Here is a 14,884-nt window from a genome sequence, read left to right as displayed (position 1 = left end):
ATGGCAACAGACATACCGGGGCGTCCCGACGTCGACGGTCCGCCCCTGGTGCACCTGCTCCAGGAGTTCAGCCTGGAGGCCAACCGTTACGTGGACGCCGCCGGCGGCCGGAACGACATGCACCGGACGGACCTGAACGCCTTGTCCGTGATCATGCACCACACCGCGCGGAACCAGGTGGTCACCCCGGGGGTGCTGCGCCGCGAACTGCACCTGAGCTCCCCCGCCACGACGGCCCTGATCGACCGGCTGGACAAGTCCGGTCACGTGGTCCGGGAACGGCAGGGCGCGGACCGCCGGCAGGTCCAGCTCCGGATGACCCCCAAGGCCTACCGCGACGGCGGCGCGATGTTCCTGCCGCTCGCCCGCCACATGGCGGCCGCCCTGGAGTCCTTCACCCCTGAGGAGCTGGAGGTGGCCACCCGTTTCATGACCGCCATGATCGATGCCACCGTCCGCGCCGGCGAGGAAGCCGCCGCCCCCGCGGACCCGCGCTAGCCGGCCGCCCCGGACCGCCGGCAATTGCTGCCACCGGGTTGGCCCAGATCCCCGGGCGGCAGGCGTAGCGTTTGCCTATGAGCGCCCAGCAGCCCGACGATGTCTACACCCACGGCCATCACGAGTCCGTGGTCCGCGCGCACGCCTCCCGGACGGCGCAGAACTCCGCGGCGTTCGTCCTGCCGCACCTGACGCCAGGCGTGTCGGTGCTCGACGTCGGCTGCGGGCCCGGCAGCATCACGTGCGACTTCGCCGTCCTGGTCGCCCCCGGCGAGGTCACCGGCGTCGACCGCGCCCCCGAGGTAATCGCGCAGGCCAGCGCCCTGGCCGCCGAGCGCGGAGTGCCCAACGTCCGATTTGCCGCCGACAATCTTTACGACCTGGACTATCCGAACGAGACGTTCGACGTCGTGCACGCGCACCAGGTGCTGCAGCACCTGACCGACCCGGTGGCAGCGCTCCGGGAAATGCGCCGGGTGGCCCGGGCCGGCGGGATCGTGGCCGTCCGCGACGCCGACTTCCACGGCATGAGCTGGTATCCGGCGCTGCGCGAACTGGACGAGTGGATGGAGCTCTACCAGCGCATCGCCCGCCGGAACGGCGCGGAACCCGACGCCGGACGCCGGCTGGTGTCCTGGGCGCAGGCCGCGGGCTTCACCGACGTCGCACCGTCGAGCAGCAACTGGCTCTACGCCACCGGCCAGCTTCGGCGCTGGCAGGCCCGGGTGTGGGGCGAGCGGGTGCTGCACTCGGCCTTCGCAGAGCAGGCGCTCGAGTACGGGTTCGCCACCCCGGCGGACCTGGCCCGGATTTCTGCCGGCTGGCACCGCTGGGGTTCCACAGACGACGGCTGGTTCCTGATTCCGAACGGCGAGGTGATCGCCCGGGCCTGAGGTGATCCGCCGACACGCCATCCCGCGCAGGCCTTTCCGGGCCCCGCTTCTGCCGCTAGGGTGCACTCAACGACCCAGCAGCGAGGAGCACCCATGCGTAAAGTGACGGCCGGCCTGTTCAGCTCCGTGGACGGGGTGGTGGAAGACCCGTTCAAGTGGCAGTTCGACAGCTTCGATGAGGAACTCGGCGCCGGGATGGACGCGATGACGGGCAGGATCGGCGCCGGGATCCTGGGCCGGGTCGGGTACCAGCAATGGTCGGAGTACTGGCCGAATGCCGAGGTCGATGAGGACTTTGCCGGGTTCATCAACCCGCTGCCCAAGTACGTGGCATCGCGGACGCTGACCGGGGACCTCGCCTGGCAGAACGCGCGGCTGATCCCGGGTTCCCTGGAGGAGTTCGTCGCGGACCTGAAGCAGGGCGACGGCGGCGACATCGGCGTCTTCAGCAGCATCTCACTGGTCCGCCAGCTGCTCTTCGCCGGGCTGCTGGACAGCCTGATGCTGATTGTCCACCCGGTCATTGCCGGCAGCGGCCGGCGGCTGTTCAACGACGGCGATCCGCTCACCCGGCTTGAACTGCAGTCCTCGGAGCAGACCAGCAAGGGCAACCTGATCCTCAGCTACGGACTCCGGCAGGGCTGAGACGGGGCCGCCGCCCGCGTCATCAGGCGGAAGCGGCACCCAGGGAACCGTAAACTTGGAAGGTGCAAATCTCCCTCTGGCTGGCCCTGGTCGGCGCCGGTGTCCTGATCAGCTTCACGCCCGGCGCAGGCGCCATCAACACCATGAGCAACTCCCTGAATTCGGGCTTCCGGCGCTCCATCTGGGGCATCCTTGGCCAGCAGGCGGCCCTCGTGGTCCACATCCTGATCGTGGCCCTCGGCGTCGGGGTGTTGGTGGCCAGCTCGCCGGTGGCCTTCAACGTCATCAGGTACGCGGGCGCCGCGTACCTGGTGTACCTGGGCATCCAGCAATTCCGGCACAAGCCGGACCTGGACCAGGAGAAGGCGGCAGCGCTCCGCAACGAGCCTGCTTTCTCCATGTTCCGCCGCGGCCTCTGGGTGAACCTGCTCAACCCGAAGGCGATCGTCTTCTTCCTGGCCTTCATGCCGCAGTTCATCCGTCCCGACCAGCCGCTGCTGCCGCAGTACCTCGTGCTCTCTGCCACGGTGATCGTGATCGACATCCTGGTCATGTGGTTCTTCTTCGCGGCGGCGGCCACCACGTTCCAGCGGTTCACCCACGACGCCCGCGGGCAGCGGATCCTGAACCGGACGTTCGGCGTGCTGTTCATGGCCGTCGGCGTGCTGCTGGCGCTCATCCACTAGCCGCGTCCGGCCACCCGCGGGGCGCGAAGTGTACGTTCGCGCTACCCCGCGGGGCGCGAAGTGTACGTTCGCGGCCACCCCGCGGGGCGCGAAGTGTACGTTCGCGCTACTGGGGCTGGCCGGTGGTGCGGGTCAGTTTCCGCAGCTCGGCCTTGCGGATCTTCCCGCTGGCGGTCCGGGGCATGTCGTCGACGAACACGACGGACTTGGGGATCTTGTACCGGGCCAGCTTCCCGTCCAGGTGGGCGCGCAGCTGCTCTTCGGTGAGCCGGGCGCCGTCGCGCAGCAGCACGACGGCGCGCGGGACCTCGCCCCACTTCTCATCCGGGACGCCGATCACCGCGACACTTCCGACGGCGTCGAGCTCGGCGATCGCCTGCTCCACTTCGGCGGGGTAGATGTTTTCGCCGCCGGAGATGATCATGTCCTTGAGCCGGTCCGAGATGAACACGAAGCCTTCCGGGTCCGTGTAGCCCATGTCGCCGGACTTGAACCAGCCGTCCGGGGTGTAGGACTCGGCCGTCGCCTCCGGACGGTTCCAGTACTCGCGGATGACGTTGGGGCCCTTGACCTGGATTTCCCCCACGGTTCCCGGCGCGGCGGGGCCGGCCTCGGGGTCCAGGGGGTCGGCCACCCGGACCTCCGTGAAGAAGTGCGGCAGCCCTGAGGACCCGGCTTTGTCCCGGGAACGCGCGGCGGGCAGGCTGGTGGCCCCCGGCGCGGTCTCGGTCATGCCGTAGCCGTTGGAGAAGCGCAGGCCCCGGCGTTCGTAGGCCTCCAGCACCCGCATCGGCACCGCGGAACCGCCGCAGGTCAGCTTGTTCAACGAGCTGAGGTCCGTGGCGTCCCAGTCGGGGTGCTCGCACAGCATCTGGTAGGTGGTGGGGACCCCGCTGATGGTCGTGGCGCGGTGCTGCTGGATCAGTTCCAGCGTCCTGCGCGGGTCGAACCGGGCTTCCAGGACCACGGTGCCGCCCTTCAGGAGGGTGGGCAGGACGCCCATGTCCAGCGACGCGACGTGGAACATCGGCGAGATCATCAGCGCCACGTCGGTGGCGGCGAAATCGAAGTCCACCAGCACGTTGAGGCAGTTCCAGGTGATGTTGCCGTGGGTCAACAACGCGCCCTTGGGGCTGCCGGTGGTGCCCGAGGTGTAGAGGATCATGGCGGCGTCATCGAGACCCACCGGCACGTCGGGCGCGGTGTCCGCCCCCGATGCCAGCACGGTTTCGTAGTCCTCCGCCGCGCCGTCGCCTGCGCCGGCCGCGGCGCCGTCGTCGACGACGAAGCGGGCCCGCACCGCCGTCTCCGCGGAACCGCGCTCCGCGAGCGCGGCCAGGGCGGCGGCGTGGACCAGCACCACGGCGCCGCTGTCCTGGAGCTGGAACCGGATCTCCGGCGGCGCCAGCCGGGTGTTGAGCGGCACGAACACCGCACCGATCAGGCCCGCGGCGAACAGGGTCTCCAGGAAGGAAGGATCGTTCTCACCGAGGTAGGCCACCCTGTCGCCCTTTCCCACCCCCCGGGCGCTGAAGGCATTCGCGAGCCGAGCGGAGCGCAGGGCCAGCTGCTCGTAGCTGAGTTCGCGCGGGCCGGCGATGACGGCGGCTTTCGCGCCCGACTTCGGTCTGCGCCGTTGCAGCCACGAGCCGATGCCAAAATTCTCCACGGCACTTCCTTTCTACAGAGACGGTACGCCTGCGGTGCCGGCGAGGGCAGGACGGTCTCCCGGTCGTTGCGCTTACTTGTAGAAGCGGGCGAGGAATTCGGCGACGACGGCGGGACGTTCCTGACCCTCGATCTCGATGGTGTTGGAGACCTTGATCTGGGCGCCGCCCTTCACCTCGGTGACCTCGGCGATCGTGGCGCGCATCCGGATCCGCGAACCGACCTTGACCGGGGCGGTGAAGCGGACCTTGTCCAGGCCGTAGTTGACCTTGGTGGTGACGCCCTCGACGTCGAACAGTTCGCCCCAGAACGGGATGATGAGCGAGAGGGTCAGGAAGCCGTGCGCGATCGGGGCGCCGAACGGGCCCTCCTTGGCGCGTTCGACGTCGACGTGGATCCACTGGTCATCGCCGGTGGCGTCGGCGAACTTGTTGATCTGTTCCTGGGTGATTTCGCGGTAGTCGGTGGCGCCGAGGTCGGTGCCGGCGAGGGTAAGGAGTTTGTCGAAGTCGACGACGAGGTTGGGCATAGCGGGCTCCTGGGATAGGTGGGGTGGTTAGCGGGTAAAGGCGCTTTCGCCGGTAAGGGCGCGGCCGACGATCAGGGCGTTGATTTCGTGGGTTCCCTCGTAGGAATAGACGGCCTCGGCGTCGGCGTGGAAGCGGGCGACGTCGGATTCGAGCGTGATGCCGTTGCCGCCCGCCACCTCCCTGGCCAGCGCCACCGTCTCGCGCATCAGGAGCGCGGCCTGCATTTTGGCCAGCGCCGAGTCCTGGTCGCGGTAGATGCCCTTGTCCTGCTGTTCGGTCAGCCGGACCACGAGCGACAAGGAGGCGGTGACGTTGCCGAGCATCCGGGCGAGCTTTTCCTGGACGAGCTGGAAGGAACCCACCGGACGGCCGAACTGCTGCCGGGCGGTGGTGTGGCGGAGGGCGGCTTCGAAGGCGCCGGCGGCCATGCCGGTCGCGATCCAGGCAACGTCCGAACGCATCGCCCGCAGCATGGCGGCCACGTCCCGGAAGGACTTGACGTTGTGCAGCCGCATCTCATCCGGAACCCGGACCTGCTCGAGGGTGATGTGCGCGTTCTGCATCATGCGCAGTGCCGTCTTGCCGTGGATCTTCTGCACGCTCACGCCGGGGGCCTGGCGGTCCACGAGGAAGGCCTTGACCTGCCCGTCGGCCTCGTCGCGGGCGAACACCGCCAGGACGTCGGCGGTGGCCGCTCCCCCGATCCAGCGCTTGGCGCCGTCGAGCACCCAGCTGTCGCCGTCCCGGCGGGCCCTGGTCGACAGGCCCCCGGCAATGTCGGAGCCGTGGTCCGGTTCGGTCAGCGAGAAGACGCCCTTGAGCGAGAAATCGATGACCTGCGGCATCCACTCGGCCTGCTGTTCCGCCGAGGCGCCGACCCGGATGGCGGTCCGGAACAACCCGGCCTGGGCCGTGTAGTAGGTGGCCAGTGAGCCGTCGGTCCGGGCCAGTTCAAAGGTCCGGAACCCGTGGTAGATCCCGCGGGCCGGTGCCCGGTCCGGCCCGGAGGTTCCGGCGAGGTCCGCCGGTTCCATCAGGTCCAGGTCGATCAGCGGCCGGGCCAGCTGGTCCGGGAAGTCGCCGCGTTCCCAGTAGTCGGCCAGCAGTGGCCTGGCCTGCTCGTCGAGGAAGGTCCGCAGGCGGCCCAGCACGCGCCGCTCCGCGTCGGTGAGGAGGGACTCGGCGTCGTAGTAGTCGCAGACGCCGTAGAGCCGCTCCTGTGCCACGGTTTCCAGGCCCACCTCAACCACCGAGCCCGAGCAGGCGGACGGCGTTGTCCTTGAGGATTTTCGGCCGGACCGCGTCCTTGAGCGGCAAGTCCGCGAAGGCGCCCAGCCATTTCTGCGGGGTGATGAGCGGGAAGTCGGTGCCGAACAGCACCTTGTCCTGCAGCACCGAGTTGGACATCTTCACGAGCGATTCCGGGAAGTACTTGGGGGACCAGCCGGACAGGTCGATGAAGACGTTGGCCTTGTGGGTGGCGATCGAGTTCGCTTCGTCCTGCCACGGCACCGAGGGGTGGGCCATGATGATCTGCAGTTCGGGGAAGTCGGCGGCCACGGCGTCGAGGAGCAGCGGGTTGGAGTAGGCCAGTTTGATGCCGTATCCGCCGGGCAGTCCGGCGCCCATGCCGTTCTGGCCGGTGTGGAAGATCGCCGGCAGCCCCAGCTCCTGCAGGGCCTCCCAGAGCGGGTAAAACTGCTCATTGGAGGGGTCGAACCCCTGGAGGCTGGGGTGGAACTTGAAGCCGCGGGCACCCAGGTCGACCGCCTGGTGCTTGGCGCCCTGGATGGCCTCGGCGCCGGTGCGCGGATCGACGCTGCCGAACGGGATCAGCACGTCGTTGTTCCGCGCCGCCCCGGCGATCAGCTCCGGGATGCTGTTGGGTTCGTGCTTGAGCTGGGTGCGCGCGTCCACGGTGAAGACGACGGCGGCCATGTTCAGTTCGCGGTAGAGCTCCGCGATCCGGTCCAGCGAGGGAGTCCGTTCCTCGGCCTTGAAGTATTTGGCGGAGGCCTCGGTCAGGGCGTCGGGCAGCGAGCCGTGGCCGCAGCTGTCCACCTCGAGGTGGACATGCATGTCGATCGCGTCGAGCGAGGCGGCATCGATGCCGAGTTCGTAGCGGCCGGTGGCCATCTCAGCGGGCCTCGGCCGGTTCCGGCCGCAGGTCCTCCGGCAACGGCAAGAACTCCTCGCCCACGCTCTGCAGCTTGTCGCCGAAGAGCGCGCCGAAGTTGTCCACGAGGTCCTGATATCCCCAGCCGCCCTCGCGGTATTCGGTGGCGGCCGCCTCGGGGTGGGTCCACAGCTGCAGACGGTCCCCGCCGGCACCAATGGCCTGGCCGGTGATCCCGCCCGCGGCGTCGGAGGCCAGGAAGGCGACCAGCCCGGCGACGTCGTCGGCGGTGCCGAAGCCGAGGTCGTGGCGGAAGAAGGCCGGCATTGCTTCGCCGCGTTCGTCCGCTGCGACGGCCTTCTGGAAGTAGGGAACGGTCTTGGTCATGGCGGTTGCCGCGACGGGGATCACCGCGTTGGCGGTGACGCCCGCCTTCTTCATTTCCAGTGCCCAGGTGCGGACCATGCCGACGATCCCGGCCTTGGCGGCGGCGTAGTTGGTCTGGCCGAAGTTGCCGCGCTGGCCGGTCGGGGAGCCGATGGTGATGATGCGGCCCGCGACCCCGTGCTCCTTGAAGTAGCCGAAGGCTTCGCGGGCGCAGGTGAAGGTACCGCGGAGGTGGACGTTGATGACGGCGTCGAAGTCCTCGTCCGTCATCTTCAGCAGGCTCTTGTCCCGCAGGATGCCTGCGTTGGTGACCAGGATGTCCAGTCCGCCGAATTCCGCCACGGCGGCCTCGACCAGCTGCCGGGCGACCTCGGAGCTTCCCACCGGTGCCACGACGGCGGCCGCGCGGCCGCCGTCGGCCTGGATGGTGCGGACCGCCTCGTCCGCGACGGCCTCGTCGACGTCGTTCACGATGACGGCCGCCCCCTGGCGTGCCAGCTCCCGGGCGTAGGCCAGCCCGAGGCCGCGGCCGCTTCCCGTGACGATTGCTACTTTTCCTGCCAGGCTCATCGCTGCTCCTTCGCTAGCTGTGCATCCCGCCCACCGGCATGGCATGCTGATCTGAATCCATGAAAGTATGGATGATTGAAAATGTCAACGATTTACTTTTTTGACTATTGGAGTGCGCATGACCATTGACACCGGGACCGGCGCGGGCAGCAACCCGGTGGACAAGCTCGAGGCCGCGTCGATCAGCGCCGACGCCGGCTTCCTGCTGGCCAAGCTGCACGCCGCAGGCTCGGTACTGAACAACCGCGCGCTGGCCGCGTTCGACCTCAAGGAGCGCTCCTACTCGGTGCTCGCCCTGGCTACCAGCGACCTGGAGCCCACCCAGCGCGAGATGGCGGAGTTCCTCAGCCTCGATCCCAGCCAGATCGTTGCCCTGATCGACGAACTGGAAAAGCGCGGCCTGGTGGTGCGGGCCCCCGGAAAGCAGGACCGCCGGGCCAAGATTGTCTCCGCCACCGCAGAGGGCGCCGCACTCTTCCGGCAGGCCGAAGCCGCGGCCGAAGAGGCGGAGGCCGAGGCCCTCGCCGCGCTCAGCGCCGCCGAGGTCGGCCAACTGAAGGACCTGCTCCGCAAGGCCCTGCGGGCCCGGACGCATGTGACAAAAAACGAATAATCATTGACATATTTGTCACATATTCCGGTGGGCGAGTAGCCAAGAGGGTGCGGGATCGGCCATTCTTAAGCATGAACTCATCGTCGAGCCAATACCGGATCATCGCAGTCTGCACCGGGAACATCTGCCGCTCGCCGATGGCCGAATTGATGCTCGCCGAAGCCGTTGCCGGGGCCCAGCTTCCCGGCGTCACGGTGGATTCTGCGGGGATCACCGACTATGAGGCCGGACGCCCGATCGACCCCCGGGCCGCCCGCACCCTGGCCGCCCACAACATTTCCTCCGCAACGCATGTGGCCCGCGAATGGCGCCACGAGTGGTTCCGCTCGCGGGAGCTGATCCTGGCGCTCGACGTCGACCATTACGGCTGGCTCCGCCAGGCGGCACCGGACGAGGCCGCGCTGGGCAACATCCGGATGCTGCGCAGCTTCGACCCCGCGGTCGCCGGCAGGGACCCGCTGGACCAGGGGATCGAGGACCCGTGGTACGGCGGCCATGCCGATTTCGAGTCGACCTGGGACCTGATCAGCGCGGCAGTCCCGGGCATCCTGGCGCACGTCCGCAGCGTTTTGGACCTGGGGCAGCGGGTACGCTCTAGTTCATGAGCCCAGCACCCGTCATCATCGCCATCGACGGACGCTCCGGGGCCGGAAAGACCACCCTGGCCATCGAGCTCGCGGCCCGGCTCCGGGAACACCATAAGGTCTCGCTCTTCCACCTCGAGGACATCTACCCCGGCTGGGACGGACTCGCCGCCGGCATCGAACGCTACGCCACCACCGTCGCCGCCCCGCTGCGCCGCGGCGAAGCCGCCCACTGGGTCAGCTGGGACTGGGAACGGCACGGGGACGGCGCCGCACGCCGGACCGAGCCGGCCGAAATCGTCCTGGTGGAGGGCGTCGGCGCCGGGGCCGCGGCCGCGGCGCCGTATCTGGACGCGGTGGTCTGGGCCGACGCCTCCGGCCCGGACCGCCGCGCCCGGGCCCTCGCCCGTGACGGGGACAGCTACCGGCCCTACTGGAGACTGTGGGCCCGGCAGGAAGACGCGTGGCTGGCCGCCGACGACGTTCCCTCCCGGGCCGACGTGCGGGTTCAGAGCCTGGCCGACGGCAGCGCACCGGACCAGGTGTTGCGCGCCCTGCAGTATGTCCCGGCCCTGGCCCCGGCCCTCGCACCCGAGCTGTCGGGCCGTCGCGGGCTGGAGTTGCGGGCCGAGCGGCTTGAGGCGGCCCCCGACGCGGCCCGGCTCTTCGCCGAGCTCTACGGCGGCTCCGCGCACGCCGTCTGGCTGGACTCCTCCCTCGCCGAGGCCGGAGGCTTCGGCGGCGCGGCCGCCGGGCTGCCTTGGGGCGCGGAGGCTGCCGAGCGCAGCCGCTTCAGCATCCTGGCGGACGACGGCGGCAGTTTCGGCGAGGCGGTCCGGCACCGCTCGGGGCAGAGCTGGGTGGACCTCGGCCAGGCCGCCGTCCGGGTGGAGGGCGGCTTCTTCCGCTGGCTGGACGGCGCCTGGGGCAGCCGGGCCCTGGACGCCCCGGAGGGTTACCCGTGCGAGTTCGTCCTCGGCTGGCTCGGCTACCTCGGCTATGAACTCAAGCGGGAAACCGGAGGCAGCGACGTCGCCGCCGCGACCGATGACGCCTGCCTGATCTTCGCCGGCCGCGCCGTGGTGCTGGACCACCGGGAGGGCACGGCGTGGCTGCTGGCCCTCGCCGGCCCCGACGCGGCGGACTGGCTGGCGGCGGCCCGCACCGCCGTCACCCGCGCGGCCCTGCCGGGAGAGGCTGTCCCGGCCCCGTCCGGCGCCGCCGCCGCCCCGCACTTCCGCGCCCGGGACACGGAGGCGGCGTACAAGGCCAAGATCGCGGCCGCGCAGTACGAGATCGCCGAGGGCAACAGCTACGAAGTGTGCCTCACGACGTCACTGGCCGCCACCGCCGCGGACCTCGATCCCTGGCCCACCTACCTGGCGCTGCGCCGGCGCAGCCCGGCGCCGTTCGCCAGCTACCTGCGCTTCCCGGCCCTGACCGTGGCCAGCACGTCGCCGGAGCGCTTCCTGCGCATCGACGCCGACGGCGGGATGCGGGCCGAGCCGATCAAGGGGACCCGCCGCCGCGCCGCCGATCCCGATCAGGACGCAATGCTGCTCGCCGACCTGGAATCCTCACCCAAGGACCGCGCCGAGAACATCATGATCGTGGACCTGCTGCGCAACGACCTGAGCCACTTCGCCGTGCCCGGGTCCGTCACGGTCAGCCGGCTCTGCGCGATCGAGAGCTACGCCACGGTCCACCAGATGGTCAGCACGATCGACGCGCGGCTGCGTCCCGGGACGCCGCGGGCCGAAGCCGTGGCCGCGTGCTTCCCGGCCGGGTCCATGACCGGGGCGCCCAAAGTCAGCACCATGGCCATCCTGGACCGGCTCGAGGCCGCGCCGCGGGGCGTCTATTCGGGCGCGATCGGCTACTTTTCACTCAGCGGCGCCACCGACCTCGCGGTGGCCATCCGCACCCTAGTGGTGGCATCGACGGAGCACGGCGCCGAGCTGGGCCTCGGCGTCGGCGGGGCCATCACCGCGGATTCCTCGCCCCCGGAGGAGTATGACGAAATCCGGACCAAGGCCTTCGGGGTCCTCTCCGCGCTCGGAGCGGAGTTCCCGGCCGGCTGACCGGCGCGGCTACTGCAGGGTCGCGGTCAGCCGGGCGACGTTATCGACGTACTTGACCAGCTGCGGCCGCTGCAGCCAGTCCTCCAGCTTGAGTTCGCGCGAAATCCCGCGGTAGGTGTCCTCGACGGCGCGGATCCGCTGCACGATGTCCTCCCCCAGCATCATCACCGAGACCTCAAGGTTCAGCGAGAACGAGCGCATGTCCATGTTGCTCGACCCCAGCACGGCAACCTCGTCGTCGACGGTGAAGTGCTTGGCGTGCAGCACGAACGGCGCCTTGTAGAGGTGGATCCTGACCCCGGCCTCCAGCAGCGCCTGATAGTAGGACTGCTGCGCGTGGTGGACCAGGAACTGGTCGCCCTTTTCGGAGACGAACAGTTCGACGTCGACGCCGCGCTGCGCCGCCGTCGTCACCGCGTAGAGCAGCGAATCGTCCGGCACGAAGTAGGGACTGCAGATGGAGAGCTTGTGCTGGGCCGAGTAGATCAGGGTGTTGAACAGCCGCAGGTTGTTCTCGGTGATGAAGCCGGGGCCGCTGGGCACCACCTGCGCCGTGACATGGCCGGGCACGGCTTCCGGCCGGTGCCCGAGCTGGTGCTCCAGGGACTCGTCCGTTTCACTGAGCCAGTCGGTGGCGAACACGACGTTGAGGGTGGTCACGATCTGGCCCCGCATGCAGGCCATGAGCTCGACCCATTCGCGCCCGACCTTGCGGTGGCGCGGGTTGTTGTAGGACGGTTCGATCAGGTTCTGCGACCCGGTGAACGCCACGTCGCCGTCGATCACCATGATCTTGCGGTGGTTGCGCAGGTCCGGCCGGCGCCACTGGCCGTGCACGGGACGCAGCGGCAGCATCGGGCGCCAGCGGATTTTGCTGGCGTTGAGCCGGGCCTTCAGCTTGCTGTACCCCTTGATCCGCAGGGTGCCGAGGTGGTCGAACAGGAGCCGGACTTCCACGCCGCGTTCGGCGGCTTCCTCCAGCGCCGTCAGGAGCTCGTCCGTGACGTGGTCCGAGCTCATGATGTAGAACTCGGCGTTGACGAAGGACTTGGCCTCCCGGACGGCGGCGGCCATCGCCTTGATGGAGTCCGGGTAGCCCGGCAGCAGTTCGACGCTGTTGCCATCCACCATCGGCAGCGACCCCAGGGTCTTGTTCAGCTCCGCCGCGGACGCCACCCACTCGGGACCGTCGTAGCGGCTCTCGACGGCGGCCAGTTCGGAGGTCCCGGCCCGGATCCGGGTGTTGACGGCCTCCTGCTGGGCGCGGCGGCGGCGGGAGAGCCGGAAGTTGCCGAACAGCAGGAACAGCACCAGCCCCAGCGCCGGGACGAAGAAGATGCCGAGCAGCCAGGCCATGGCGGTGGTGGGCCGCCGGTTGCCTGGAATGATGCCGAGCGCGAGCACACGGATCACCAGGTCGATGAGGGTCAGGATGAGGACCACCCAGGACGGAAGTGTTCCCACTAGCGGAAATGGCCACAGCACAGGCGAACCCCTCAAGCTCCAGACCCGCGGAACAGTTCCGGAACGGGCAATCCCGCAAATCCTATCCCGGCGGCACCGCACTAAGCTGAAGGCATGACTACCCCCGCCTCTGTTCCGGCCCGCGCGACGGTGCTGGTGTTCCTCGATCCCGCCTTTGAGAATGGCCGCATCGCCGACGCGTCACGCCCGCAGCTGATGGCCACGGACCAGGGTGCGACCCGCGGCGACGGGGTGTTCGAGTCGCTGCTGGCCGTGGGCGGCCGGCCCCGCAAGCTGCCGGCCCACCTGGCCCGCCTCGCCGGCTCCGCCCGCACCCTGGAGCTGGACATCCCGGACGGGGACACTTGGCGCCGGGCCATCGAGACAGCCATCACCGAGTTCCGCGGCGCTGACGCGGCCGGGGACGACGAGGTGGTGGTCAAGCTGCTGGCCACCCGCGGCGTGGAAGGCGCGTCGACGCCGACCTGTTGGGTGCAGGCGTCCCTGCCTCCGGAGGCCGGCCGCCGGCAGCGCGAGACCGGGATCGACGTGCTGCTGCTGGACCGCGGCTATGACAGCGAGGTCGGCGAGCGCGCACCCTGGCTGCTGCTGGGCGCCAAGACGCTCTCCTACGCGGTCAACATGGCCGCGCTGCGCTACGCCCACCACCAGGGCGCGGACGACGTGATCTTCACCTCCGCCGACGGGCGGGTCCTGGAGGGACCGACGTCGACCGTGCTGCTGGCGCACCTGGACACCGTCGACGACGGCGCCGGCGGCACCCGCACCGTGCGCCGACTGATCACCCCGCAGCTGGACAGCGGCATCCTCCCCGGCACCTCGCAGGGCGCCTTGTTCACCGCGGCCAAGGCCGCCGGGTGGGAGCTGGGCTACGGTCCGCTGGTCCCGGACGACCTCCACGACGCCGACGCCGTCTGGCTGATCTCCAGCATCCGGCTCCTCGCCCCGGTGAACCACATCGACGGCAAGGAAATCGGCACCCCGGAGCTGAGGAGCCAGCTCACGGCCGAACTCAACGACCTGTTCGCCACGATCGAGTAGGACCGCGGCTCAGCCCTTGGCACCGGCCCGGGCGAGGGCGTCGTCGACCATCCGCGCCATATCCGGGGCCGAGCCCTTGGTGACATCCGGGCCGGAAACAACCGCGGTGGCCGAGAGCCCCCCGCTGGCTCCCATCACCACCACCGTCACCAGCTTTTCCCCGTCCGGCATGGTCTGGGTGGACAGCGACGCGAACGAAGCGTCTGCGCTGGTCGGCACGGTCAGGATTTCGGTGGCGCTCTCGAGCTTCTGACCCTGCATCTCCATGGTGAAGTTCTCGCACTTTTTGGTGTTTGCTACCGAGCTTTCAACGTTCTTTGCCAGCACCGCCGGGTCCTTGAACGCCACCAGGGTCACCGCCGTGACGGCCCGGACGGTGGTCGACTCGGAGGCGCCGCCGGCGAAGACACTGCCCGGCGGGATCTGGGCGTTGCTGTCAGCAACGGCAGCGCACGCCTTCGGCGTAATCACGACGCCCGACATCATCTCCTTCGATGCGGCGATGCCCTCTTCCAGCTGCGCGGCCGGGATGGCCGTCAGACGCTTGCCCTGGGCATCCTTAAGGCCGGCGACAATCGCCGCCAACTCGGTCTGCGAGAACTCTTTGGCGGCCGCAGTGGGCGTCGGCGTCGGCGTCGGGCTCGGCGACTGGCTGGCGGACGGGGCGCCGGGCGACCCGGCGGGCGTCGACCCTGCCGTCGTCGGGGCCGCGGAACCGCCGCAAGCGGCGAGCCCCAGGGCGATGGTGAGCAGGAGCGCGGCCGGCGCGAGGCGTCGCAGGTACATGTGGATCCCCAATTCTTCGTGTGAGCGTGCGGTGGTATGCGCCAGCATTTCCCCCGCCGGCGTGTCAGTGGTGAGACTACGCCATGGCACAGTTCCGGGACAGGCACCACTCCCGCGGCCGCGTGACTGAACATGACGGCGACGGCGGCCCGGCCGGCGCCGGAGGTGCTACGTTTTTGGGGAGTAATGAGACCCGGCGCCAAGCCCTGACTGGCCGGTCGGCAACCCTCCTTTCGCGGCGGGGTGCCTCAGGTGAATACTCGGCATATCGACCCCTCGAGCTGCAAGCGTGAAAGTAAGG

General features: G+C 69.4%; 15 protein-coding genes and 1 riboswitch. Of the genes, 8 read left to right on the top strand and 7 right to left on the bottom strand.

Annotated elements, in window-relative coordinates; translation table 11 throughout:
- From ASG71_RS03870 to ASG71_RS03855, 4 genes are all read left to right on the top strand, one after another.
- A complete protein-coding gene (locus ASG71_RS03870; RefSeq protein WP_082574852.1) occupies positions 1-498 on the top strand; it encodes a MarR family winged helix-turn-helix transcriptional regulator in 498 nt (165 codons plus the stop codon).
- A 77-nt stretch (positions 499-575) separates the two neighbouring features.
- Positions 576-1,391: a methyltransferase domain-containing protein gene (locus ASG71_RS03865; RefSeq protein WP_056737360.1), complete on the top strand. Its 816-nt coding sequence runs from the start codon at positions 576-578 to the stop codon at positions 1,389-1,391.
- Between the two features lie 93 nt (positions 1,392-1,484).
- Positions 1,485-2,036, top strand: coding sequence for a dihydrofolate reductase family protein (locus ASG71_RS03860; protein WP_056737358.1), 552 nt, complete (start codon positions 1,485-1,487; stop codon positions 2,034-2,036).
- A gap of 62 nt (positions 2,037-2,098) precedes the next feature.
- Positions 2,099-2,722, top strand: coding sequence for a LysE family transporter (locus ASG71_RS03855; protein ID WP_056737357.1), 624 nt, complete (start codon positions 2,099-2,101; stop codon positions 2,720-2,722).
- A 106-nt stretch (positions 2,723-2,828) separates the two neighbouring features.
- Here the strand turns inward: ASG71_RS03855 and ASG71_RS03850 are convergent, their stop codons facing one another.
- The 5 genes from ASG71_RS03850 to ASG71_RS03830 all read right to left on the bottom strand — a co-directional run bounded on the left by ASG71_RS03850 (position 2,829) and on the right by ASG71_RS03830 (position 7,993).
- A complete protein-coding gene (locus ASG71_RS03850; protein ID WP_056737355.1) occupies positions 2,829-4,391 on the bottom strand; it encodes an acyl-CoA synthetase in 1,563 nt (520 codons plus the stop codon).
- 72 nt (positions 4,392-4,463) lie between these two features.
- On the bottom strand, positions 4,464-4,919 hold the full coding sequence (locus ASG71_RS03845; RefSeq protein ID WP_056737353.1) for a MaoC family dehydratase: 456 nt from the start codon (positions 4,917-4,919) through the stop codon (positions 4,464-4,466).
- A 27-nt stretch (positions 4,920-4,946) separates the two neighbouring features.
- Complete coding sequence (locus tag ASG71_RS03840) at positions 4,947-6,161, bottom strand: acyl-CoA dehydrogenase family protein (protein WP_414826645.1); 1,215 nt, start codon at positions 6,159-6,161, stop codon at positions 4,947-4,949.
- Between the two features lies 1 nt (position 6,162).
- Complete coding sequence (locus tag ASG71_RS03835; protein WP_056737349.1) at positions 6,163-7,056, bottom strand: amidohydrolase family protein; 894 nt, start codon at positions 7,054-7,056, stop codon at positions 6,163-6,165.
- Between the two features lies 1 nt (position 7,057).
- Positions 7,058-7,993 (bottom strand): SDR family oxidoreductase, encoded by a 936-nt coding sequence (locus ASG71_RS03830; protein ID WP_056737347.1) that lies wholly within the window; start codon positions 7,991-7,993, stop codon positions 7,058-7,060.
- Positions 7,994-8,111: 118 nt separating this feature from the next.
- On the opposite strand from ASG71_RS03830, the gene ASG71_RS03825 reads away from it, so the two are divergent.
- The 3 genes from ASG71_RS03825 (at position 8,112) to pabB (ending at position 11,271) form a co-directional block, all read left to right on the top strand.
- Positions 8,112-8,606: a MarR family winged helix-turn-helix transcriptional regulator gene (locus ASG71_RS03825; protein ID WP_056737345.1), complete on the top strand. Its 495-nt coding sequence runs from the start codon at positions 8,112-8,114 to the stop codon at positions 8,604-8,606.
- Between the two features lie 71 nt (positions 8,607-8,677).
- Positions 8,678-9,211 (top strand): low molecular weight protein-tyrosine-phosphatase, encoded by a 534-nt coding sequence (locus tag ASG71_RS03820; protein ID WP_056737343.1) that lies wholly within the window; start codon positions 8,678-8,680, stop codon positions 9,209-9,211.
- A complete protein-coding gene (pabB, locus tag ASG71_RS03815; protein WP_056737341.1) occupies positions 9,208-11,271 on the top strand; it encodes an aminodeoxychorismate synthase component I in 2,064 nt (687 codons plus the stop codon). Before ASG71_RS03820 ends, pabB begins: the two co-directional genes overlap by 4 nt.
- 9 nt (positions 11,272-11,280) lie before the next feature.
- On the opposite strand, the gene cls is transcribed toward pabB, so the two are convergent.
- The gene (cls, locus tag ASG71_RS03810; RefSeq protein WP_200947935.1) at positions 11,281-12,756 is read right to left on the bottom strand and encodes a cardiolipin synthase; all 1,476 of its coding nucleotides are present in this window, start codon (positions 12,754-12,756) and stop codon (positions 11,281-11,283) included.
- A gap of 93 nt (positions 12,757-12,849) precedes the next feature.
- On the opposite strand from cls, the gene ASG71_RS03805 reads away from it, so the two are divergent.
- Positions 12,850-13,797: an aminodeoxychorismate lyase gene (locus ASG71_RS03805; RefSeq protein WP_056737339.1), complete on the top strand. Its 948-nt coding sequence runs from the start codon at positions 12,850-12,852 to the stop codon at positions 13,795-13,797.
- Positions 13,798-13,806: 9 nt separating this feature from the next.
- Here the strand turns inward: ASG71_RS03805 and ASG71_RS03800 are convergent, their stop codons facing one another.
- The gene (locus ASG71_RS03800) at positions 13,807-14,583 is read right to left on the bottom strand and encodes a hypothetical protein (protein WP_056737337.1); all 777 of its coding nucleotides are present in this window, start codon (positions 14,581-14,583) and stop codon (positions 13,807-13,809) included.
- Positions 14,584-14,765: 182 nt separating this feature from the next.
- Positions 14,766-14,879, top strand: a riboswitch (SAM riboswitch).
- Positions 14,880-14,884: the final 5 nt, after the last annotated feature.

This window comes from Arthrobacter sp. Soil763 (assembly GCF_001428365.1).
In the GTDB taxonomy this organism is placed as follows: Bacteria; Actinomycetota; Actinomycetes; order Actinomycetales; family Micrococcaceae; genus Arthrobacter.
The sequence above is the reverse complement of the archived record's forward strand: the minus strand, read 5'-3'. Positions and strand labels throughout refer to the sequence as shown.